The sequence below is a fragment of the Phenylobacterium sp. genome, assembly GCF_036495085.1.
Lineage (GTDB): Bacteria > Pseudomonadota > Alphaproteobacteria > Caulobacterales > Caulobacteraceae > Phenylobacterium.
The window spans coordinates 1-21,707 of the sequence record NZ_DASXNL010000130.1 but is presented as its reverse complement, the minus strand read 5'-3'; the positions used below and the strand labels follow the sequence as shown (position 1 = coordinate 21,707).

The following is a 21,707-nucleotide window of genomic DNA, read 5'->3' as shown; positions in this document are numbered from 1 at the left end:
AAGATAGTGGAGCAGACTTCCGGATGGCGCGTGACGCGGCGAAAGACAACCCTTCTTCGCCGCGCATCAGCGTCGTTGTGGTGGTCTATGAGAGCGGAGCCATGCTCGCTCAATGCCTGGCGACGGTCCGAGCCCAGTCGTTTGCGGACTATGAGATCATCCTGGTCGACAACGCCTCCAGCGACCGCACCGCTCAGGCCGCGGCCAGGGCCGACCCGGCGATCAGGCTGATCGAGAATGGCGACAATCTCGGCTTCGCCGCAGCCGTGAACCAGGCGGCGCGGGCGGCGCGCGGACGGTGGCTGGCGCTTCTCAATCCAGACGCTTTTGCAGAGCCCGACTGGCTGGCGCAGCTCATGGCCGCGGCCGACGCCAACCCCTCGGTGCACGCCTTCGCCTCCCGACAACTGATGGCGGCGGACCCCACGACGCTCGACGGGCTGGGCGATGTCATGGCGCTGGCGGGTTTTCCGTTCCGCGGCGGCTACACCCATCCCAGCCCGAGCGGCCTCGAGCCCGGGTGGGTGTTCTCGGCTTGCGGGGGGGCGATGCTTGTCGACAGCGAGCTGTTTCTGCGGCTCGGCGGCTTCGACGAGCGGCTGTTCTGCTACTGCGAGGACGTGGACTTCGGCTACCGGCTGCGGCTGATCGGGGAACCGACGCTCCTGGTGCCCGACGCGGTGGTGCGCCATGTGGGCTCGGCGTCCAGCGGCGGGCGCCGGAGCGATTTCGCGGTGTTCCACGGCTCGCGCAACCGCTTCTGGGTGTTTGTGAAGGATACGCCTCCGGTGCTGTTCTGGCTGACCCTGCCACTGCACATCCTGGCGACAGTGGTGCTCTTCACCCGCCACGCGACGCGCGGCGAGGTCGTCACGCCGATCCGCGGTCTCTTCTCGGCGATCCGGCACGTCGACGTCGCCCTGGAAGCCCGCCGTGAAGCTCAGGCGGACCGCAAGGTCGGGTCCTGGGCGATCGCGCGGGCGATGACCTGGAACCCGCTCGATCTTTTGCTTCGCCGCGCCTTCATCCAGCCGAAGAAGCCCATTCCACCAACCGGCGCATGAACGCCTGGCCCCGCTCCATCTGAGCGACCTCGACGAACTCGTCGGGCTGGTGCGCCTGCTCGATAGAGCCTGGCCCGCAAAGCACGGTCGAGAGACCCGCGCGCTGGAACTGTCCAGCCTCGGTGGCGAATGAGACGGCTCGAGGCGGGCCGTTGTCTCCGGCGAGGCGGCGGGCGAACGACTCGGCGGCGCCGTCCGGCTCGGGCGCGAAGCTCGGCACGCTGGAATGCATCTCGACCGTAACGCCCGCTTCCGGGGCGCGAGCCTTCAGTGCGGCGTCCATGGCCCGCACCTCAGCGAAGAACGCCGCCAGGATCGTCTGGGGATCGAGTCTTGGCGGACAGCGCAGGTCGAAGACGAACCTGCATTCGCGCGCCAGGATGTTATGGGCCGTCCCGCCGTTGACCATGCCGATGGTCAGGGTCGCGCCCTTCGGCGTGAACGGCGAAGCGGGGTCGGCCTCACGCTCCAGCCGCTCGGAAAGCTCGGTCAGGGTCGACATCAGCTTGACGGCGGCCATGACTGCCGAGACGCCCTGCTGGGTCTGGCTTGAGTGCGCCTCCCGGCCGGTGACGGTGACGTGGAAGGTGGCGATGCCCTTGTGGCCGTTGACAGCCACCATATCGGTCGGCTCGCCCACCACGACGAAGGCGGGCTGCGGCAACTCCCGTCGGATCACCTCGATCAGCGCCGGGGCGCCTAGGCAGCCGATCTCCTCATCGTAGGAGAAGGCGAGGTGCACAGGCCGACGCAGCGGCGCGGCGATCAAATCCGGCACCACGCTGAGGGCCAGGGCCAGAAAACCCTTCATGTCGCACGTTCCGCGCCCATAGAGCCGGCCATCCCGCTCGACGAGCTTGAAAGGGTCGGATGTCCAGGGCTGCCCGTCCACCGGCACCACGTCGGTGTGTCCGGAAAGTACGGCGCCGCCTTCTGTGGCGGGCCCGATCGTCGCCAGCAGGTTGGACTTGGTTCCCTCGGCGTTGGGCACGCGCCGGTGCGCCACCTCATGGTCGTCCAGATAGTTCTCGACCCACTCGATCAGCGCCAGATTGGAAAGGCGCGATGTGGTGTCGAAACCGATGAGGGTCTGCAGGATCTCGCGGGGGACGGCCAGGTCGTTCATAGGCCAAAGCTAGACCCATGACCCGCGCGCCTCAAAGGAAAGCGTTCGCTGGCGTGGCCGGCAATGGCGTGGCTAACTGCGCCCAAGAACAAAATATTCGGGGAGGATGCGCCGTGGTTGACGCGGTCTTGGAGCCGGGTGCGGCCGCGCCGTCGGAACCTCGGTTTGCGCCGGTGAGCGCGAGCTACGGGCGCTACGCCCTGGCCCTGCTGGTCGCAATCTACACCGTCAATTTCCTGGACCGGCAGATCATCACGACCATCGGCGAGAGCATCAAGAACGACTTGCGGCTCACCGATACCCAGATGGGAGCGCTGGGCGGAATCTATTTCGCAGCGGTCTACACGATCCTCGGCATCCCGATTGCGCGGGTGGCCGATAAGCACAACCGGCCATGGGTGATGACGATCTCGCTCACCCTTTGGAGCGGCTTCACCGTCGCCTCCGGCCTGGCCAGGAACTACGCGGTGCTGGCGTTCGCACGCGCCGGCGTAGGCATCGGCGAGGCAGGGTGTTCGCCAACCGCTCACTCGCTGCTCGCCGACTATTTCCCTGCCCACCGGCGGGCGACGGCGCTGGCCATCTACTCGATGGGCATATCGATCGGCACGCTCCTGGGCATGGCGATCGGCGGCATCGTGGCCGAGCACTATGGATGGCGCGCCGCGTTCATGGTCGCAGGCGCGCCGGGCCTGGTCTTCGCCCTGCTGGCCATCCTCACGCTTCGCGAACCGCGCAGCCAACTCAACCGCGACGCGCGCGCCGCGGCCAATGCGTCGAACCACATACCGCTGCTCGTGGTCTTCTCCACCCTCGAGCAGCGCCCCACATTCTGGCTGTTCGCAATGGGCGGCGCGTTCACCTCGTTCGTCAGCTACGCCCACGGCCAGTTCTTCACGCCGTTCTTCCTGCGCAACCACGCTCACGAACTGACGATGCTGGCCGGCCAGTTCGGCATGGCGCCGGCCCCTGGCAAGCCGCCGCTGGGCTTCATCAGCCTGGCGCTCGGCCTGGGGGCCGGGATCGGCGGGGCTTTCGGCTCGTGGCTGGGCGGCTTCCTCGCCGATCGATGGGGCGCCAAGGACGTCCGCAACTACGCGCTCTTCCCGTTGCTCGTGCCTTTCGTGAGCCTGCCCGTCCTCTGGTACGCCGCGGGTACGGACAACATGATGCTGGCGCTGGTCCTGTTGCTGATTCCGAACATCGGGGTGGGCGCCTGGTGGGGACCCGTCTATGGCGGGGTGCAGGGCCTGGTGCCGCCGGCGATGCGCGCGCTGAGCGCGGCGGTCCTTTTGTTCGTCATCAACATGATCGGGCTCGGCGGGGGCCCCACCGCGTTCGGCATGACCACCGACGCGATGACCAATCACTACCTGGCAGGGACCGGCCTGGACGTTCAGGCCTGCAAGACCGCGCTCGAGGCCGCCAAGGCGAGCTGCGCGGTGGCCTCGGCACGGGGCATCAAGACCGCGGTCTACTTGTCGACGGCGATCATCCCCCTGGCCATGCTCAGCTTCTTCCTGAGCCGCGGAACAATCATGCGCGACTTCGAGAACGCCGAGGCTCTGCCGGCGCGGCCGATGACGACGTCGCGGCTGTCCGTCTACATGTTCGTAGCTGGCGCCCTGCCGGGCGCGGCGCTGGCCAACGCCTCATCGATGTTCTTTGCGACGCCGCCGCCGATGTTCTGGCTTCAAGGCCTGGTCGCTGGCGGGGTCGTCGGCGTCATCGCAGCCGTCATGATCGCCGGGGTCGGCCGCAGGGCGCAGGCTTAAGGTCGGACACGTGCCGCCAGCCTCGCCCGTCTCGCTTCGGCGCGCCCGTCGCGAGGACGTCGCAGCAATCGTCAAGCTCCTGGCCGACGACCACCTCGGCTCGGGCCGCGAGGTTGTCAGCGATCCGCCCCTGCCAGGGTACTTCGAGGCTTTCGAGAAGGTCGATGCCGATCGGCGCAATCTGCTCGCCGTCGCCGAGGACGCTTCTGGCGCCGTGGTCGGCACACTGCAGCTGACCTTCATCCCGGGGCTATCCAACCAAGGTGCGGAGCTGGCGCTGATCGAGGCGGTGCGGGTGGCCGGCGCCCTGCGCGGCCAGGGCCTTGGCCGGGTGATGGTCAGTTGGGCGATGGACGAGGCGCGCCGCCGTGGATGCCGGAACATCGAGCTGTTCACCCATAACAGCCGGCTCGACGCCCAGCGCTTCTACGAACGCCTCGGCTTCGCCAAGAGCCACGCGGGCATGCGGCGAGCGCTTTAGCCTTGCTCGACGCTGCCGGGGCCCGGGAGGAAGTCGATCAGTTCTATGCGGAAGATTAGCGCCGCGCCGCCGGGGATCTCGCCATTGCCGGCGCCCTCGGCGCCGTAGCCCAGCTCCGGCGGGACGTAGAGGATCCATTCATCGCCGGGCCGCATCAGCAACAACGCTTCCTGCCAGGCCTTCACCAGGTGCTTCAGCGGCATGGCGGCAGGCTGGCCACGCTCGTAGGAGCTGTCGAAGACCTTGCCGTCGATCAGTTTGCCTTCGTAGTTGACCTTCACCTCGTCATTGATGTGCGGCTTCGAGCCGGTCGCGGGGCCGGAGTGCACGATTTTGTACTGCAGGCCATCCGGCAGGGTTACGACGCCCGGTTGCTTGGCGTTGTCGGCCAGGAAGGCCTTGGCCGCGGCGCTCTGGTCGGCCGCCTGCTGCGCCTTCGGGTGACAAGCAGCCAGCGACAACGCGGCAAGCGCGACCATCAGGGTACGGAACATCAATTCAGACCTCTCAAACAGCCCTTGGCGGATAGCCGCGCTCGCGCAGGGCATCCATGATCTCTTGCGTGTGTTGGGCGTCGCGAGTCTCGATCATGATGTCGAACTCAGCGCCCTTAGCCGGCACATCCAGCGCCAGGCGGTTGTGCGCCACCTCGATAATATTGGCCCCCATCTGCCCGATGATGGCGGAAACATTGGCCAGCAGGCCTGGCCTATCGTCACCGATGATCCGCAGACTGACGATCCTCTGATCGCGGACCAGCTCTCGGGTCAGTACCGAGGCCAGGAGACGGGTGTCGATATTGCCGCCTGTGATGATCAGCCCGCACTTCTTGCCTCGGAACCGCTCAGGGAACGCCAACAGCGCGGCGAGCGAGCCGGCGCCCGCCCCCTCGGTCACGGTCTTTTCAACGTTGCAGTAGAGGGCGATCGCGCGCTCGAAGAACGGCTCCTCTATCAGCAGCACCTCGTCGACCAGCGGGCGGGCGACGGCATAGCTGACGTCTCCCACCTGCTTGACCGCGATGCCTTCTGCGATAGTCGCACCTCCTGAGCTCGCGCCCGCATTCACGCCACGCATCTTGGCGGTGAAGGACGGGTACATCGCCGGCTCGATGCCGATCACCTTTATCTGCGGCTTCACGTGTTTGGCCGCCGTCGCCATGCCGGCGATCAGGCCGCCCCCGCCGATCGGCACCGGCAGGACCTCCAACTCCGGAACGTCCTCCAGCATCTCCAGCGCCACCGTTCCCTGGCCCGCCATGACGTCCAGGTCGTTGAAGGGGTGGACGAACACCAAGTCGCGTTCATCACGCAGGGACAGGGCGAAGGCCGAAGCGTCGTCGTAGCCGTCGCCATCGATCACGACCTCAGCGCCGTGGGCGCGGGTCTGCTGGACCTTCACGAAGGGCGTACCGCGCGGCATGACGATCGTTACGGGAATGCCGAGCCGGGCGGCGTGATAGGCAAGGCCCTGGCTGTGGTTGCCGGCGGAGGCCGCGATAACGCCGCGCTTCTTCTCGGCCTGCGTCAGCTGCAGAAGCTTATTGAGCGCGCCGCGCTCCTTGTAGGCCGCGGTGAACTGGAGGTTCTCGAACTTCACCCACACCTCCGCGCCGGTGATCTCCGAAAGTGTGCGCGAGTGGCGGCAGGGCGTGCGCTCAATATGACCCTGCAGCCGGTCTCGGGCCGCGAGGATGTCGTCGAAAGCAAGGGTCATGGCTAAGCCGGGGGTCCGCGAAAGGCGCGCAACCTAACGGTGGCCCCGCGTCGCGGCAATGCAGCGTCTCTTCAAGCGCCTAGAGCAGGTCGTCGCGGCCCGCCCTGCGGACAGCCTCGACCGCTGCGCGGACCGCGCCGGGCGCATTGCGGCGGGTGACGAGAACCACGCCGTTCTCGACGATCACCGCCAGGTCCTCGACCCCGGCGACAACAACCACCGGCCCGTCAGACATCACCAGGCACCCCGATGTGTCGGCCGCGATCGCCGGGCCCTGCAACACGTCGCCGGAGGCCGTTTTGTCGGCCTCGGCCCACAGCGCGTCATAGGCGCCGACATCGCTCCAGCCGATATCGGCGTGGACCACCACGGCCTTATCGGTCTTCTCGAACACCGCGACGTCGACGGGAACCGAGGGGGCTCGCCGGAAAATCTCGCCGAGACGCACCTCGCCTCCGCTACGCGGCGCCTGCGCCACGGCGGCTCGGGCGGCAGCGGTGAGTTCGGGGGCGACCCGCTCGGCCTCGGCCAGGAAGGTGTCGGGCCGGAAGAGGAAGATGCCGGCGTTCCAGCTGTAGGCGGGGTCGGCGACATAGCCTTGCGCCGTCGCCAGGTCCGGCTTTTCGACGAAGGCGGCGACCTTGCGGACCGCCTCGTCGCCCGCCTCGGCCCGGATATAGCCGTAACCGGTCTCAGGCGCCGTGGGTTTGATGCCGAAGATCACCAGGGCGCCGCCCTCGGCTGCCGCAGAGCCGGCGGCCACGGCGGCGCTGAGGGCGGCAGGATCCTTCACCCGGGCGTCGGCGCTGAGCAACAGGACAAGCTCGGAGCCATGGTCCGCGGCCACGGCCGCGGCCACGACCGCCGCGGCCCCGGTGTTGCGCCCCTCAGGCTCCAGTATCAACGCCTCGGTTTTCACATCGACCGCAGCAAGCTGCTCGCGCATCAGGCTCGCGTGGGCGGCGTTGCAGATCACCATGGGCGGCCCGAACGGCTCGGCCGTGAAGCGCAGCACCGTGTCCTGGACCAGAGTTCGCTCGCCGCCGAGGGCGTGGAACTGCTTCGGCTTGTCGCGCCGCGACAGCGGCCATAGCCGCGTGCCGGCGCCGCCGGACATCAGAACCGGAGTGATCTTGGCCATTGCAACGCTATTAGGCCGCTTCGAGAGGCGGGTCGAACTCGGCGACCAGGTGACCGGGCGCGACCTCCTGCAGCGCCGGCGCGAGGATCGGCGCATTGGGATCCAACGGCAGGCGCGAGGGCAGGAAACGCAGACTTGCGCGCGGGTCCATAGGGCTGGGCGGCTCGCCTGCCAGCTTCACGCGCTCGCGGGAGCGCTCGATAGCGGGATCAGGGATCGGCGCTGCGGACAGCAACGCTCTGGTGTAGGGGTGTTGCGCCGTCTGGTAGATCTGGTCGCGGTCGGCGAGTTCGACCACGCGCCCGAGATAGAGCACCAGCACCCGATGGCTGATCTCGCGGACGACGGCCAGGTCGTGGCTGATGAAGATCATCGCCAGGCCCATCTCTTTCTGCAGCGCGATCAAGAGGTCGATGATCTGGGCTCGGATCGAGACATCCAGAGCCGATACGGCCTCGTCGCAGATCACCAGCCGAGGCTTAAGGATCATGGCGCGGGCGATGCCGACCCGCTGGTTCTGGCCACCGGACAGTTCGTGCGGGTAGCGGTTGATCAGCGAGGGGTCGAGTTCCACCTTCGCCATCATCGAGGCGACCTCCGCGTCGCGCTCGGCGCGGCTCAGATGGCGGCTGAACACCTGCAGCGGCTCGGCGATGGAATCGCCGATGGTGACGCGCGGATCGAGACTGGCGAGCGGATCCTGAAAGACGATCTGCAGATCCTTGCGCGCGGCGCGTATGACTTCCCGCTCGGCATGGGTGATGTCACGGCCCATCAGGGTGACCGCCCCTTCTGTAGCCGGGATCAGGTTTATGAGCGCGCGCGCCAAGGTCGACTTGCCCGAGCCACTCTCGCCGACAACGCCCAACGTCTCGCCTTGCCGAACCTGGAGGGAGACCCCGTCCACAGCCCGCAACGTCTTTGGCGCGCCGATGAAACCCTGGCGGATCGGGAACCAGACCTTTACGTCGCGGCCCTCGACCACAACCGGCGCGTCGGGCCGCACCGGCGCTGGCGTCGGCCGGCTGCCGCGGTCGTTCCGGTCGAGACGCGGGATCGCCTGAAGGAGCGTTCGCGTATAGTCGGTCTGGGGCGCGGCGAAGACCTGGGCGGCCGTACCTGCCTCGACGTAGGCGCCGTCTTTCATCACGCAGACGCGGTCCGCCAGTCTGGCGATCACGCCCATGTCGTGGGTGATCAGCACCAAGGCCGTTCTGGTCTCGCGCTGCAGCTCGGACATGAGGTCGAGGATTTCCGCCTGGACGGTGACATCGAGAGCCGTGGTCGGCTCATCGGCGATCAACAGCTCGGGGCCGCCGGCCATGGCGGCCGCGATCATCACGCGCTGGCGCATGCCGCCGGAGAGTTCGTGCGGATATTGCCTCAGGCGTGCGGCCGCGTCCGGGATCCGCACCTTTTCCAGCCAGCGGCGGGCATGGGCCGTGGCGTCCCGGTCGGAGAGGCCGGCGTGCAGCCGCAGGGGCTCAGCGATCTGCTCGCCGATGCGCACGTGGGGGGTCAGCGCGGTCAACGGGTCCTGGAAGATCATCGTCATCTTCGAGCCGCGGATGCGGTTGAGCTCACGGGGTTTCAGCGTCAGGAGCTCCTGGCCAAGGAACCTCGCCGAGCCGGATGCGCGGCCGTTGCGGGCGAGGAGGCCCATGACCGCCATGAAGGTCTGGCTCTTGCCCGAGCCGCTCTCACCGACCACGCCCAGCGTCTCGCCGCGGGGAATCGACAGTGATACGCCGCGCACAGCCTGCACCGTTGCGTCATGAGTGTCGAAATCGACCCGCAGATTCTCGAGCGTAAGGACGGCAGGCGCGGACGCGGGCAACGAACACCTCGACTTTTGGAGCAGAGACAACCTTAGACGGCCATCCAGGCTTTTTGAAATCGCCTGCGCGGCGTCCGCGCCGCTATAGTCGGCCCGTGCCTGAAACTCAGCCAGCCAGTCCGCTTCGCCCCGCGCTGTTCCTCGACCGCGACGGGGTGCTGAACGAGGACCAGGGCTACGTCCATCGGTGGGAGGATTTCCACTGGATCGAGGGCGCGCGCGAAGCCGTGTCGGCATTCAACCGAGCAGGCTGGCTGGTGATCGTGGTGACGAACCAGTCGGGTGTGGGTCGCGGCTATTACAGCGAGACTGACATGCACGCCTTGCATGCGCGCATGGCGGAAGATCTTACGCACGTCGGTGGCCGGATCGACGCTTTCTATTACGCGCCCCAGCACCCTGAGGCCTCGCTGGAGGCCTATCGCCATCCGGATCCGCCTGACCGCAAGCCGAATCCGGGCATGATCCTGCGTGCGCTCTCGGAATGGCCGATCGACAGGGCGGCCTCGGTGCTGGTGGGGGATAAGCCGTCCGATCTCGAGGCGGCGCTGCGGGCGGGCGTCCGCGCGGTCCTGTTCCCCGGCGGCGACCTTTCAAAATTTCTGGCGGCCGAAGCTCTGCTGCCGCCGCCTCCTGCAGCTCGCTGATTCTCCAGACTGAGCCATGCCGGGACCCGCAGTTCGGCGTCGCTTTGGTAACCGTTCGGCCCCCCGGGGCGCCCCTCCGGTTACCGTGCTTCCATCTGTCCCAGCATCCGCTCAAGGGTGGCAAGCTCGTCCGCCTCGCCAGGGGGTTTGTCCCAGCGGATGCGGTTGATCCGCGGAAAGCGCATTGCGACCCCTGACTTGTGGCGGGTCGAGCGCTGTAGGCCCTCGAAAGCAACCTCGAAGACTAGGCCCGTGGCGGGCTCGGCCCGCACGGAGCGGACGGGCCCGAAACGCTCGATCGTGTGGTCGCGGACGTATTTGTCGATCTGTTTCAATTCATCGTCGGTGAAACCGAAATACGCCTTGCCGACCGGGGTCAGGACGCGGCCACCGCTGTCGTCCAGCGCCCATACGCCGAAGGTGTAGTCCGAGTAGAAGCTTGAGCGCTTACCGTGCCCCCGCTGGGCGTACATCAGGACGGCATCGACCAGGAACGGGTCGCGTTTCCACTTGAACCAGGGCCCCTTCGGGCGGCCGGCCTCATAGATCGAGTCCCAGTGCTTGAGCATCAGGCCCTCGGCGACCTGCGGGTCGCCGGCCGGGGGGTCGGCCCGCAACAGGGTGAGCTCCGCCCAACTCGAGAAGGGCTGAAGAGGCGAAAGGTCGATGCGAGGCGAGGCCTGACGGCCAACGAAGGCCTCGAGGCGCTTGCGGCGTTTGGCGAAGCTCAAGATCCGGGTGTCCTCCGGCCCTTCGGCGAGGAGGTCGTAGGCGCGGATGGCGGCCGGGAACTTCGCGAGCAACTTGGCGTCGACCGCCTTGCGGTTCAGCCGTTGCTGCAGGTCGGCAAAGCTCGCGACCTTGCCCTCGCGCATGACCAGGAGCTCGCCATCAATGACGCCTTCGTCGGTGAGCGCGTCCACGACGTCGGGAAAGGACCGGGAGATGTCATCGCCGGTGCGGGTGTAGAGCCGGCGGACCCCCGCCTCGTTCACGGCCTGCACGCGGATGCCGTCCCACTTCCATTCGGCGGCGTAATCGGCGGGATCGAGCTTGGCGAAGTCGACGGTCTCGTCAATCGCCTGGGCCAGCATGGCGGGTCGGAAGCGACCTGGATTCTCGGACGACGGCCGCTCGGAGCGCCCCTCCAACCAGGCGAAGAGATCCTCGTAGGGCGGATGCAATGCGTGCCACAGCTCCTCAACCTCGCTCACTGGCAGGCCCCGCAGATCGGCTGCCGCCTGCTTCGCAAGCCGTGCGGAGAGCCCGACGCGCAAGCCGCCGGTCATCAGCTTGAGGAGCGCCCAGCGGCCGGTGGGCTGCAGGGCGTCTAGCCAACCTTCGATCAGCTGCTGGACTTCCGCCCGGCTGGCTCCGCGAAGCGCATCGACAACCTCGGAGAGTTCCGGCTCGCGATTGGCTCCGGGTCGCGCCGGCCAGACCAGGGCGACGGTCTCGGCCAGGTCACCGACATAGTCATAGGACCACCCGAAGAGCTGCGGGTCCATCCGCTCCTCCACCGCCTTTCGGATGAACGCAGGCTTGGCCGCGTCGAACGAAAGATCGCCGGTCAGCGCCGCCAGCGCCCAGCCGCGGTCCGGGTCGGGCGTCTCGCGCAGGTAGTCGCGCACCAGGGTCAGCTTGGCGTTGCGCGAGCCGGTCAGCGACAGGCGGTCGAGGAGCTCAGCGAAGGCGCGCACCTAGTCGTCGTCCTCTTCCTCGTAGCCCACCAGCGCGAGCGCGCGCGCGGGCACGCCGTGCAGCTCGGCCCAGCGGGCGAGGGCCTCCTCGCGGCCGTGAGTGATCCAGAGCTCAGCGGGGCGCAGCTCGTCGACCGTGGTGGTGAGCTCGTCCCAATCGGCGTGGTCGGAGATCACCAGCGGCAGTTCGACGCCCCGCTGGCGGGCCCGCGCGCGAACCTGCATCCACCCGGAGGCGAAGGCGGTGACCGGATCGGGGAAGCGGCGGCTCCAGCGGTCCTGGGTGGCCGAGGGCGGCGCGATGATGAGCTGGCCCGCGAAGTCCTGCTTCCTCGCCGAAGTCGCGGGCTCGAGCTGCCCCAGCTCAACACCGTGGCGCTCGTAGAGCGCGTTCAATCGCTCCAACGCGCCGTGGACATAGATCGGCCGGTCCCAGCCGGCCTCTCGCAGCAGGCAGATGATCCGCTGCGCCTTGCCGAGCGCATAGGCGCCGACCAGGTGGCTGCGCTGGGGAAACTGCGCCACTGAGCGGAGCAGGCGCGCGACCTCATCCTTGTCGCTGGGATGACGGAAGACCGGCAGACCGAACGTGGCCTCGGTGATGAAAACATCGCAAGGGATCGGCTCGAAAGGGGGGCAGGTGGGGTCGCGGCGGCGCTTGTAGTCCCCGGAGACCACCATCGTCAGGCCCTTCCAGCGGACCACCGCCTGGGCCGAGCCCAGCACGTGGCCGGCCGGGGCCAGCGTCACCTCTACATCGCCGCACGGCACGGCCTCGCCGTAGGCCGCTGCCTGCCTCGCATCGGCGAATCCCAGGCCGTAGCGCTCGGCCATAATGTCCAGGGTCTCGGGCGTCGCCAGGACTGCGCCGTGGCCTGAGCGCGCGTGGTCGGCGTGGCCGTGGGTGATCACGGCCCGGGCCACCGGCCGCACCGGATCGATGTAGAAATCGCCGGGCGCGCAATAGAGGCCCTGCGGCTTCGGACAGAGCAGGTCCTGTGGTCGGATCATGACATGCATCTAGTCCGCTTGAGGGGGCCCGCAACCTTACCAAGTCGTCATCATGTTAAATCGACGTCATGACTAAGACTTAACAAGTATTCGACCGCCCATTTCCGTATATCGATCCTCGTCACGACGCCATGCGGCGCCCGCAACCCATTCCGACGAGGACACCATGTCAAACGCAGCATCTCCTTTCCTGGGTTTCGCCAATTTCGCGATGGCCGCCACACCCCTGCTGGCCGTGCTGGTCGCCTACGTGTCGACGTTCGCTCGCTAGATCCCGGTTCGCCCGTCATTGACCGCGGGGCGGGTTCGGCCCTACCCCGCTGGTCATGAGCGAAGTCCCACCTTCCGTCCGGCAGATGGCTGAGCATATGGCCACCACCGTTCCCCAGGCCGCTGCGCTTGGCTTCCGCCTCATCTCCGTCGAGGTTGCTCGAGGTTCGATTGAAGCGCCCTGGCGTGAAGACCTGGTTGGCGATCCCGAAAAGCAAGTCATTTCGGGGGGCGTGGTCATCACACTTCTCGACCATACGTGCGGCCTGGCCATAAGTTCATCGGCCTACGGCGGAAGCTCTGCGCCGTTCTCCACCGCCACGCTGGACCTGCGGATCGACTACATGCGCGCGGCCGCGCCGCGTAAGGGGGTCATCGCCGAGGCCCACTGCTACAAGCTCACCCGCACGATCGGCTTCGTGCGGGCCGAGGCCTGGGACGTCGATCGCTCCGACCTGATCGCCACCGCGCAGGCCGCCTTCGTGCTCAACCGGCCCCACCCGCCGGCGGCTCCGACGGCGTGAGCGCCCCCGCCCAACAGCTCGAGACCTTTCTGCAACGCGTACCCTACGTGCGCTTCCTCGGCATGCGGGCCGAGCTGGCCGGCGATGAGATGACCGCCATTCTGCCCTTCGCGCCGCACCTCGTCGGAAACGTCTTCCTGCCTGCGCTGCACGGCGGGGTGATCGGCGCCTTCCTTGAGACGACGGCGCTCGCGCACCTCTCCGTCACCCAGCCGTCGTCGCGCGTCCACAAGACGATCGACATCACCATCGAATACCTGCGCCCGGCGCGGGCCCTGACGTCCTACGCCCGCGCCGACCTGCGCAAGGTCGGCCGCCGGATCGCCAACGTGCACGTGGAAGCCTGGCAGGAAGATCGCAGCCAGCCGTTCGCCGCCCTCAGGGGACACTTCCTGCTAAGCCTGGAAAGCTAAGTGGCCCCTTGGGCCGGCCCGGCTCTTAGGGCTTGGGCAGCGCCGCCTCTTCCCTCCTGATCTCGGCAAGCGAGGCCTCGGCCTTCGCCATCCCGGCCTTGTCGCCCTTGGCCTTGGCTTCGACCAGCTGGCCGGTGGCTTCCATTTCGCGGACCGGCAGGAGATGGGTGTTGTCGGCGTGCTTGAAGGGGCCGGTCTGGATGCGCTCCAAGATGGCGCGCTGGCGCCTTGCCTCAGGCGTGTCGCCCACCCCATAGCTGAAGATGAACTGGGCGACCTTGGCCTTGATGGCCGGGTCGAGGTCGGCGCGCCAGATCATCGGGTCCTCGGGAATGGTCGGCGACGTCCAGATCACCTGCAGGCTGTCCAGGGTCTTCCTGGCCATCGGCGTGCCGATAACGCCCAGGCGATCCATGGAACGGGTGTTGTTGGTCGCCGCCGGCAGCATGCCGGAGCCCACGGCATACAGGTTCGCCTCCGCGTTGGCCGAACGGACGGTCTTAAAGCAGGTCTGCGGATCGATGCCGCGCGGGCCGAAGAGGAACGCATTCGGCGCCAAGGTCCCCGAGGTCGACTTGGCGTCGCCCATGCCGAAGTCCAGCTTCCTGCCGCACCTCAAGAGCGTGTCGAGGGTGATCCCGGACCCCTTCCTGACGATGATCACGCCCTCATAGCCGTCGCGGCCGTTCGGATGGGTCGTGCGGGCGAAGACCTCGCCGTTCGCCCGGCGCACCGCCTCCAGCCCCGACTGGTTGGTGAACCATCCGAGGTCGGCCTGCTTGAAGCGCAAGGCCTCGATGAGGGCCGAATAGTTGGAGCCGAAGAAGGGCTTCACCGGTACGCCTATCGCCCTCTCCATGTCCTTCAGGAACGGGCCCCACTCCTGCATCTGGGTCTGGCTGGCTTCAGTTGAAACGATGGAAAAGGTGAGCGTCCTGGGCGCCTCGGCCTTGGGTGCGGGCTTGACGCAGGCGGCCAGCGCCATGACGGCGAACAGCGGGATCAGGTGTCGGACCATGGGCGTAACATAGCGCAGCTTCGGCGCCGGCGGCGCAAAACTCCGCTTGAGCGTGGGGACCGAGAGGGCTACCCGCAGCCTCCATGTCGTCCCAACCCTCATTGCACGGTCTCTCGCATCAGGCGCGCGATGCCAAGAGCTGGCCCTTCGAGCAGGCGCGCCTGCTGCTGGAGCGGATCACCCGCTTGCGCCTCAGCGAAGACGAGCGCGACCTCGCCGCGGCGCTGTTCGCCCAGGGCAAGTTCGCCGACGCTGTGCGGACATTGCCGGAGCTGGCGAGGCCCGTGATCCTGCAGTGCGGCTACGGCGCGTCGGGCCTGCCCCACATGGGCACCTTCGGCGAGGCCGCGCGGCCGACGATGGTGCGGACTGCGTTTCGGGCGCTGACCGAGGATGCGATCCCAACGCAGCTGATCGTTTTTTCCGACGACATGGACGGGTTCCGGAAGATCCCGGACAACGTGCCCAACCGGGACCTGCTGGAGCTCGATCGCGACAAGCCGGTGACGAGTGTCCGCGACCCGTTTGGCGAATACGAGAGCTTCGGCGCGCACAACAACGCGCGCCTGCGCGCCTTCCTCGACGGCTTCGGCTTCGACTACACCTTCATGTCGTCCACCGAGACCTACAAGTCCGGGCGGCTGGACGAGGTGCTGTTGCGCATCCTGCAGCGGTTCGACGCCATCCAGGCGATCATGCTGCCGACGCTCGGCGAAGAGCGGCGGGCCACCTATTCGCCGTTCCTGCCGATCAGCCCGAAGTCCGGCCGAGTGCTGCAGGCGCCGACGCTGGAGCGCAATGTCGAGAAGGGCACGATCGTCTTTGCAGACGAGGATGGCGCCTTGACCGAACTGCCGGTGACGGGGGGGCACGTGAAGCTGCAGTGGCGTCCGGACTGGGCGGCGCGCTGGACGGCGCTGCGGGTCGACTTCGAGGCTTCCGGCAAGGACCTGATCGACAGCGTCCGGGTCTCGAACCGACTTGTTAAGGCGCTCGGCGGCGAGCCGCCGGAGGCGTTCCATTTCGAGCTGTTCATGGACGAGAACAACCAGAAGATTTCGAAGTCCAAGGGCAACGGCCTGACCATGGAGGAGTGGCTGCGCTACAGCACCCCGGAGAGCCTCGCCTACTACATGTTCCAGTCGCCCAAATCGGCCAAGCGGCTTTATTTCGACGTCATCCCGAAAGCCGCCGACGAGTACCTGCAGCAGCTCGACGCCTTCAACCGGGGACGAGTGGATGGGACGAACGGGACCGCCATCGACAATCCCGCCTGGCACGTCCACAGCGGGGGCCCGCCGGAGCGCGGGTCGCCAGTCAGCTTCTCCCTGCTGCTGAACCTTGTCTCCGCGGCCGACGCCTCGACGAAGGACATCCTCTGGGGATTCCTGGAGCGCTACATCCCGGGCGCGTCACCGGCGACGGAGCCTGTGCTCGACCAACTCGCAGGCTATGCGATCAACTACTACGAGGACTTCGTGAAGCCCTCGAAGGTGTTCCGAGCGCCCGACGCGCGGGAGCGGGCGGCGATGGAGGCCCTGATCGCCAAGCTCAAGGCGCTGCCGGCTGGAGCCGACGCCGAGGCGATCCAGAACGAGGTCTTCGAGGTGGGGAAAACCGCCGGCTTCGAGCCACTGCGCGCCTGGTTCTCCGCCCTCTATGAAGTGCTGCTGGGCCAAAGCCAGGGCCCGCGCTTCGGGTCCTTCGTGGCGATCTTTGGCGTCGAGCGGACCATCGCACTCATCGACAAGGCGCTCGCGGGCGAGTTCGCCGCGGCCTGAGACCCAGCCCGGGCGGGCGCGCGCAAAGTGATCTACATGCCCTTGACGTAAACGGAAACCTCGCTCTAGGCTGGGGACAGCACATTGCGCTCCGGGAGGATTTCCCATGCCCACGGACCTACGCCGAATGCACCGCACCTTCACGATCCGGCAGCTGTGTCTCGAGTTCAAATGCACGCCGCGCGCCCTGCGATTCTATGAGGATAAGGGCCTGCTCGCGCCGGCCCGCGACGGCCTCAATCGCGTCTATTCCTACAAGGACCGCGCGCGGCTGCAGCTGATCCTTCAAGGCAAGCGGGTCGGGCTCGCGCTAGCCGAGATCGGCGAAATACTCGACCTCTACGAGGTGGACGACGGCGGCGCCCAGCAGGCGGCCAAGTCACTTCGCAAATTCCGCGAGCGCATCGTGGCGTTGGAACAACAGAAGATCGACGTCGACGAGCAGATCGAGCTCTTGAAGAACGGCTGCGACGCCATGGAAAAGCGACTGGCGGTTACCCGCCCGGACCTGCTACCGCGCGCCGCGGACTATGATCTGATGTTGCGCCGCCGCCTCGACGGCGTGGAACATAGCGAAGCGAAGTAAGCTGGGCGGCCGCCGCCTCGTCCAACGTCGCGACCGGGAGTACCAGCCATGCCCTATCAGCCGCCGGTGCGCGACTACGCGTTCCTGTTGCGCGACCTTCTGGAGCTGGAGCGCTACGCCAACCTCCCGGCGTTCGCCGACGCCTCCATGGACACCGTCGACCAGATCCTTGAGGAGGCCGGCCGCTTCACCGGCGAAGTGCTCGCCCCCCTGAACAGCGTTGGCGACAAGGAAGGCTGCCGCTGGTCGCCGGACTTCTCGGTCGAGACGCCGAAAGGCTTCAAGGAGGCCTACGTCAAGTTGGTCGAAGGCGGCTGGCCGGCCCTGGGCGCCGACCCGGCCTACGGCGGACAGGGCCTGCCGCACGTCGTGAACCTCGCGTTCTCGGAGATGTCATCTGCGGCCAACATGGCGTTCTCGATGTATCCCGGCCTGACGCACGGCGCGTACTCGGCGATCATGGCCGCCGGAAGCCAGGAACAGAAGGACCTCTACCTGCCGAAGCTCGCCGCCTTCCAATGGGGCGGCACGATGAACCTGACGGAGCCGCATTGCGGCACTGACCTCGGCCTCCTGCGCACCAAGGCGGTTCCCAGCGGAGACGGGACCTACAAGATTTCCGGCCAGAAGATCTGGATCTCCGGCGGCGAGCACGACCTAACTGAGAACATCGTCCATCTGGTGCTGGCGCGGATCGAGGGGGCGCCGGCCGGGACCCGCGGCATCAGCCTCTTCATTGTGCCGAAGTTCATTCCGGACACCGAGGGCAAGCCGGGCGTCCGCAATTCCGTGAAGTGCCTGGGCCTGGAAGAGAAGATGGGCATCCACGGCAACGCCACCTGCGTGATCAGCCATGAGGAGGCGACGGGCTGGCTGATCGGCGAGGAGAACCGCGGCCTTTCGATTATGTTCGTGATGATGAACGAGGCCCGGCTCGGCGTCGGCATGCAAGGCGTGGCGCAGGCCGAGGCCGCCTACCAGGCCGCTGCGGCGTTCGCCAGGGAGCGGCTGCAGGGACGCTCGCTCACGGGCCCGAAGAACCCGGACGGGCCGGCAGACCCGATCATCGTCCACCCTGACATCCGCCGCATGCTGATGGATGCCAGGGCGATCATCGAAGGGGGACGGGCCTTTCTGTTCTGGACCGCGCTCCACGGAGACCTGGCGGACGCAAGCCCGGACGAAGCGGTGCGCCAGAAGGGCCACGACTTCATGGCCTTGATGACGCCGGTGCTAAAGGGGTTCCTGACCGACCGCGGCTTCCAGGTCTGTTCCGACGCGATGCAGGTTCACGGCGGCGCCGGTTTCACCGAGCACTTCCCGGTGAGCCAGTATCTGCGCGATTGCCGCATCGCCCTGATCTACGAAGGGACCAACGGCATCCAGGCGCTGGACCTGGTGGGCCGCAAGCTGGCCGCCGATGGCGGGCGCGGCGTGATGAGCTTCTTCGCCGAGGTCGACGCCTTTGCGGAGGCCAACGAGGCGGACGCGAAGATGAAGCCGTTCGTCGACGGGCTGGCCCAGGCCAAGGCGGAGTTGCAGGAGGCCACGATGTGGCTGATGCAGAACGGCCTCGCCAATCCCGACAACGCGGGCGCCGCCTCGACCGACTACCTGCACCTTTTCGGTCTGACGGCCCTTGCCTACATGTGGGCGATGATGGCGAGGACTGCGCTCGCCAAGATCGCCGGCGGGTCCGCCGACCCGCTCTATCAGGAGAAACTCGCCGTGGGCCGGTATTACATTGCGCGCGTCTTGCCGGAGACGACCGGGCGGCTTGCCAAATTGAAAACCGGCGCCGAGACGTTGATGGCGCTGCCGGCCGAAGCGTTCTGAGGAAGAAGCTCATGGCTACCTATCGCGCTCGCGCCGACTGGTCGCTCGAGGCGGGCGCCGACTTCGCGAAGGGCCGCTACAGCCGCGGTCACACCCTGGTGTTCGGCAATGGCTTCGAGGCTGACGGCACCGCCTCGCCGCATGTCGTCGGAAACAAGTGGTCAGTGCCCGGCGCGGTCGATCCTGAGGAGATGCTGGTCGGCGCGATCAACACCTGCCACATGCTGAGCTTCCTGCACATCGCCCGGGAGGCCGGCTTCCTGGTCACCCGCTACCGCGACGAGGCCGAGGGGGTGATGACCAAGCGCGAGGACGGCGAAATGTGGGTGAGCAAGGTGACGCTCCGCCCGCAGATCACCTACGAGGGCCGCCAGCCGACCTCGGCCGAACGCGACCGGTTGCACCAGAAGGCGCACCATATCTGTTTCATCGCCAACTCGGTAAAAACCGAAATTGTCGTGGAAGAGACGATGGCGCCCGCCTGAGCAGCCCGTTCCCGGTCGCCGGGTTAGGCGCGTGAACCCTCGAGCAGATTGACGAGCCGCTTTGCCAGACCCGCCTCGTCCTTCAGCTCACACTCCCAGATCGGCTCCACGCGCCAGCCCAGGTCCTCCAGCGCCCTGCGGCTGGTGGCGTCGCGCGCGCGGTTCCGCTCGACCTTGCCGACCCAGTAGTCGCGGTTCTGCTTGGGCACCCTCGCGCCGCGGGGACAGTCGTGGCCGTGCCAGAAGCAACCATGGACGAAGAGCGCCAACCTGCGGCCCGGCATGACGATGTCAGGGGTTCCGGGCAGGTCCTTGCGGTGGAGGCGGTAGCGAGCGCCCAACCGCGTCAGCGCCTTGCGTACCGCTAGCTCAGGAGCGGTGTCCCTCCCCTTCACCCGACGCATCACCGCCGAGCGCTTCTCCGGTGGATAAACGTCGGAGCCGGGCCCTCCGCTCATGCTCGACCCTGCCTTCCCCACCAGAGAATAGGTGCGTCACAGACCTTCGAAGAGCGCCGTCGAGACGTAGCGTTCGGCGAAACTGGGGATGATCGCGACGATCAGCTTGCCGGCCATATCGTTGCGCGAGGCCACGTCGAAAGCCGCCGTCAGGGCTGCGCCCGAGGAGATGCCGACAGGGATACCCTCTTCGGCGGCGACCCGCCGGGCCATGGCGAAGCTGTCATCGTTGGAAACCTGCACCACCTCGTCGATCACGCCGCGGTCGAGGATCGAGGGAACGAAACCCGCTCCGATGCCCTGGATCTTGTGCGGGCCCGGCTGTCCGCCGGAGAGCACCGGCGAAGTTTCGGGTTCGACGGCGATCATCCGAACCGACGGCTTGCGGGACTTCAGCACCTGGCCCACGCCCGTGATGGTGCCCCCCGTTCCCACGCCGGAGATCACGGCGTCGACACGGCCTTGCGTGTCATTCCAGATCTCCTCGGCGGTCGAGACCCGGTGGATCAGCGGATTGGCGACATTGTCGAACTGTTGGGGCATCACGGCGCCCGGCGTCGCTTCGACGATCTCCCTTGCTCTGGCCACCGCGCCGGCCATTCCGCGCTCGGCCGGTGTCAGCTCCAGTTTGGCGCCCAGGATCAGCAGCATCTTGCGCCGCTCCATCGACATGCTCTCGGGCATGACAAGGGTCAGCTTGTAGCCCTTCGCTGCAGCCACGAAAGCGAGCGCGATGCCGGTGTTGCCGCTGGTCGGCTCGACGATCATGCCCCCGGGCTTGAGGACACCCTTGGCCTCCATGTACTCGATCATCGCCACGCCGATGCGGTCCTTCACCGAGCCGATCGGATTGAAGAATTCGAGCTTGGCGACCACCTCGCCTTTTGGCTTCAGCGCAGCGGTCAGGCGGGGCAGCCGAACCAGCGGCGTGTCGCCAATGGTGTCGAGGATGGAGTCGAAGATCTTGCCCCGGCCGGCGCGCTCGTAGCGGGCAGCGTCATAGAGTTTGTCGGGGGTGGCGTCGGCCATGTCTGAACCTTTCGGCGTGAAACTGCCCTTGATGACGGCGAACCTAAGGCTTCCCCGGTAGATTGAAAGGGGGGCGGCGAGGCCTGGCCGAAGCCCAATGTGCTAACCTTGAGCCGAACAAGGAGGCGCCATGCCGTTCCTGGACACCAGCCAGTTGCCGCAGGATGAGCGCCGGCCCGGTTGGCTCGGGCGCTATTTCCATTCGCAGACGCTCACCTTCGCCCACTGGGAATTCAAGGCCGGCGCAGACATCCATGCGCACAGCCACGAACAGGAGGAGGTCTGGCAGGTGCTTGAGGGGGAGCTTGAGGTGACCATCGGGGGGGAAACCCGGATCGCCGGACCTGGCACGGTCGCGATGGTGCCTCCGCATACTACCCATTCGGTGGTGGCGCGTTCGGATGGCCGCGCCATCGTCACCGACTTCCCCCTGCGACCAGAAATGGCCGGGCCTCGCCTCAATGGATCGAACGCACGCTGACCGACTCTGACCGGCGATGGCGCGAACCCCGTCTTGAGCCGTACGCCGGGTCACACCCAGAGACGCCTGAGGTCGCGTTGGCAGCTCTCAAGAAGGGCGCGTGCGTCGGGGTGGTCAGTGCTGTCGAGGAACCACAACAAAGCATCGAAGCGCGCGAGGACCCCGGCGCGGGTGGTGGCGGCCGTCGTCTTCAGGAGCGGCAGCAGGGCGTCATAGGTCTTGGCGATGATAGCGAGCTGGTCCTCGATGACGCCGAGTTGCGCCGCTTCCGGGACCGCTGCGCGTTCGGCGTCCGACAGCTTCTGCCAGTCGCGACGCTTGAAGAGCC

22 protein-coding genes are annotated in these 21,707 nt (G+C 67.1%); 11 read left to right on the top strand and 11 right to left on the bottom strand.

What is annotated here, in order from left to right:
• Positions 1-23 precede the first annotated feature (23 nt).
• The gene (locus VGI62_RS14590) at positions 24-1,064 is read left to right on the top strand and encodes a glycosyltransferase family 2 protein (protein WP_331505236.1); all 1,041 of its coding nucleotides are present in this window, start codon (positions 24-26) and stop codon (positions 1,062-1,064) included.
• On the opposite strand, the gene argE is transcribed toward VGI62_RS14590, so the two are convergent.
• Positions 1,024-2,190: an acetylornithine deacetylase gene (gene argE, locus VGI62_RS14585; RefSeq protein WP_331505235.1), complete on the bottom strand. Its 1,167-nt coding sequence runs from the start codon at positions 2,188-2,190 to the stop codon at positions 1,024-1,026. The genes VGI62_RS14590 and argE overlap by 41 nt on opposite strands.
• Positions 2,191-2,303: 113 nt before the next feature.
• On the opposite strand from argE, the gene VGI62_RS14580 reads away from it, so the two are divergent.
• On the top strand, positions 2,304-3,965 hold the full coding sequence (locus VGI62_RS14580) for an MFS transporter (protein WP_331505234.1): 1,662 nt from the start codon (positions 2,304-2,306) through the stop codon (positions 3,963-3,965).
• Between the two features lie 10 nt (positions 3,966-3,975).
• Positions 3,976-4,446: a GNAT family N-acetyltransferase gene (locus tag VGI62_RS14575; protein ID WP_331505233.1), complete on the top strand. Its 471-nt coding sequence runs from the start codon at positions 3,976-3,978 to the stop codon at positions 4,444-4,446.
• On the opposite strand, the gene VGI62_RS14570 is transcribed toward VGI62_RS14575, so the two are convergent.
• The 4 genes from VGI62_RS14570 to VGI62_RS14555 form a co-directional block, all read right to left on the bottom strand.
• Entirely contained in the window at positions 4,443-4,940 is a 498-nt protein-coding gene (locus VGI62_RS14570) for an FKBP-type peptidyl-prolyl cis-trans isomerase (RefSeq protein ID WP_331505232.1), read from the bottom strand. The genes VGI62_RS14575 and VGI62_RS14570 overlap by 4 nt on opposite strands.
• A 13-nt stretch (positions 4,941-4,953) precedes the next feature.
• Positions 4,954-6,162, bottom strand: a complete 1,209-nt coding sequence (locus tag VGI62_RS14565; RefSeq protein ID WP_331505231.1) for a threonine ammonia-lyase — start codon at positions 6,160-6,162, stop codon at positions 4,954-4,956.
• Between the two features lie 79 nt (positions 6,163-6,241).
• Positions 6,242-7,303 (bottom strand): mannose-1-phosphate guanylyltransferase, encoded by a 1,062-nt coding sequence (locus VGI62_RS14560; protein ID WP_331505230.1) that lies wholly within the window; start codon positions 7,301-7,303, stop codon positions 6,242-6,244.
• Positions 7,304-7,313: 10 nt separating this feature from the next.
• The gene (locus tag VGI62_RS14555; RefSeq protein WP_331505229.1) at positions 7,314-9,140 is read right to left on the bottom strand and encodes a dipeptide ABC transporter ATP-binding protein; all 1,827 of its coding nucleotides are present in this window, start codon (positions 9,138-9,140) and stop codon (positions 7,314-7,316) included.
• A 95-nt stretch (positions 9,141-9,235) separates the two neighbouring features.
• On the opposite strand from VGI62_RS14555, the gene VGI62_RS14550 reads away from it, so the two are divergent.
• Positions 9,236-9,787, top strand: a complete 552-nt coding sequence (locus VGI62_RS14550; protein WP_331505228.1) for an HAD family hydrolase — start codon at positions 9,236-9,238, stop codon at positions 9,785-9,787.
• Positions 9,788-9,867: 80 nt separating this feature from the next.
• Here VGI62_RS14550 and VGI62_RS14545 read toward each other — a convergent pair whose 3' ends face one another.
• Both VGI62_RS14545 and VGI62_RS14540 read right to left on the bottom strand, forming a co-directional pair.
• Entirely contained in the window at positions 9,868-11,487 is a 1,620-nt protein-coding gene (locus VGI62_RS14545; RefSeq protein WP_331505227.1) for a cisplatin damage response ATP-dependent DNA ligase, read from the bottom strand.
• The gene (locus tag VGI62_RS14540) at positions 11,488-12,498 is read right to left on the bottom strand and encodes a ligase-associated DNA damage response exonuclease (protein ID WP_331505226.1); all 1,011 of its coding nucleotides are present in this window, start codon (positions 12,496-12,498) and stop codon (positions 11,488-11,490) included.
• A 368-nt stretch (positions 12,499-12,866) separates the two neighbouring features.
• Here VGI62_RS14540 and VGI62_RS14535 point away from each other — a divergent pair, with 368 nt between their 5' ends.
• A complete protein-coding gene (locus VGI62_RS14535; RefSeq protein ID WP_331505225.1) occupies positions 12,867-13,292 on the top strand; it encodes a PaaI family thioesterase in 426 nt (141 codons plus the stop codon).
• Positions 13,289-13,705, top strand: a complete 417-nt coding sequence (locus VGI62_RS14530; RefSeq protein ID WP_331505223.1) for a PaaI family thioesterase — start codon at positions 13,289-13,291, stop codon at positions 13,703-13,705. Before VGI62_RS14535 ends, VGI62_RS14530 begins: the two co-directional genes overlap by 4 nt.
• A 25-nt stretch (positions 13,706-13,730) precedes the next feature.
• On the opposite strand, the gene phnD is transcribed toward VGI62_RS14530, so the two are convergent.
• Entirely contained in the window at positions 13,731-14,825 is a 1,095-nt protein-coding gene (gene phnD / locus VGI62_RS14525; protein WP_331505222.1) for a phosphate/phosphite/phosphonate ABC transporter substrate-binding protein, read from the bottom strand.
• On the opposite strand from phnD, the gene VGI62_RS14520 reads away from it, so the two are divergent.
• The 4 genes from VGI62_RS14520 (at position 14,807) to VGI62_RS14505 (ending at position 19,411) form a co-directional block, all read left to right on the top strand.
• A complete protein-coding gene (locus VGI62_RS14520; RefSeq protein ID WP_331505221.1) occupies positions 14,807-16,504 on the top strand; it encodes a lysine--tRNA ligase in 1,698 nt (565 codons plus the stop codon). The two genes, phnD and VGI62_RS14520, sit on opposite strands and share 19 nt — an antisense overlap.
• 106 nt (positions 16,505-16,610) lie before the next feature.
• Positions 16,611-17,090, top strand: coding sequence for a MerR family DNA-binding transcriptional regulator (locus tag VGI62_RS14515; RefSeq protein ID WP_331505220.1), 480 nt, complete (start codon positions 16,611-16,613; stop codon positions 17,088-17,090).
• A gap of 48 nt (positions 17,091-17,138) precedes the next feature.
• Complete coding sequence (locus VGI62_RS14510; protein ID WP_331505219.1) at positions 17,139-18,926, top strand: acyl-CoA dehydrogenase C-terminal domain-containing protein; 1,788 nt, start codon at positions 17,139-17,141, stop codon at positions 18,924-18,926.
• An 11-nt stretch (positions 18,927-18,937) separates the two neighbouring features.
• Positions 18,938-19,411 (top strand): OsmC family protein, encoded by a 474-nt coding sequence (locus VGI62_RS14505; protein ID WP_331505218.1) that lies wholly within the window; start codon positions 18,938-18,940, stop codon positions 19,409-19,411.
• A 23-nt stretch (positions 19,412-19,434) separates the two neighbouring features.
• On the opposite strand, the gene VGI62_RS14500 is transcribed toward VGI62_RS14505, so the two are convergent.
• The gene (locus tag VGI62_RS14500; RefSeq protein ID WP_331505217.1) at positions 19,435-19,869 is read right to left on the bottom strand and encodes a DNA mismatch endonuclease Vsr; all 435 of its coding nucleotides are present in this window, start codon (positions 19,867-19,869) and stop codon (positions 19,435-19,437) included.
• A 36-nt stretch (positions 19,870-19,905) separates the two neighbouring features.
• Entirely contained in the window at positions 19,906-20,898 is a 993-nt protein-coding gene (gene cysK, locus VGI62_RS14495; protein ID WP_331505216.1) for a cysteine synthase A, read from the bottom strand.
• A 130-nt stretch (positions 20,899-21,028) separates the two neighbouring features.
• Between cysK and VGI62_RS14490 the strand changes: the two genes are divergently transcribed.
• A complete protein-coding gene (locus VGI62_RS14490) occupies positions 21,029-21,379 on the top strand; it encodes a cupin domain-containing protein (RefSeq protein WP_331505215.1) in 351 nt (116 codons plus the stop codon).
• A gap of 50 nt (positions 21,380-21,429) precedes the next feature.
• Here VGI62_RS14490 and VGI62_RS14485 read toward each other — a convergent pair.
• Positions 21,430-21,707 (bottom strand): hypothetical protein (locus VGI62_RS14485; protein WP_331505214.1); only part of this gene is annotated, 278 nt, incomplete at its 5' end.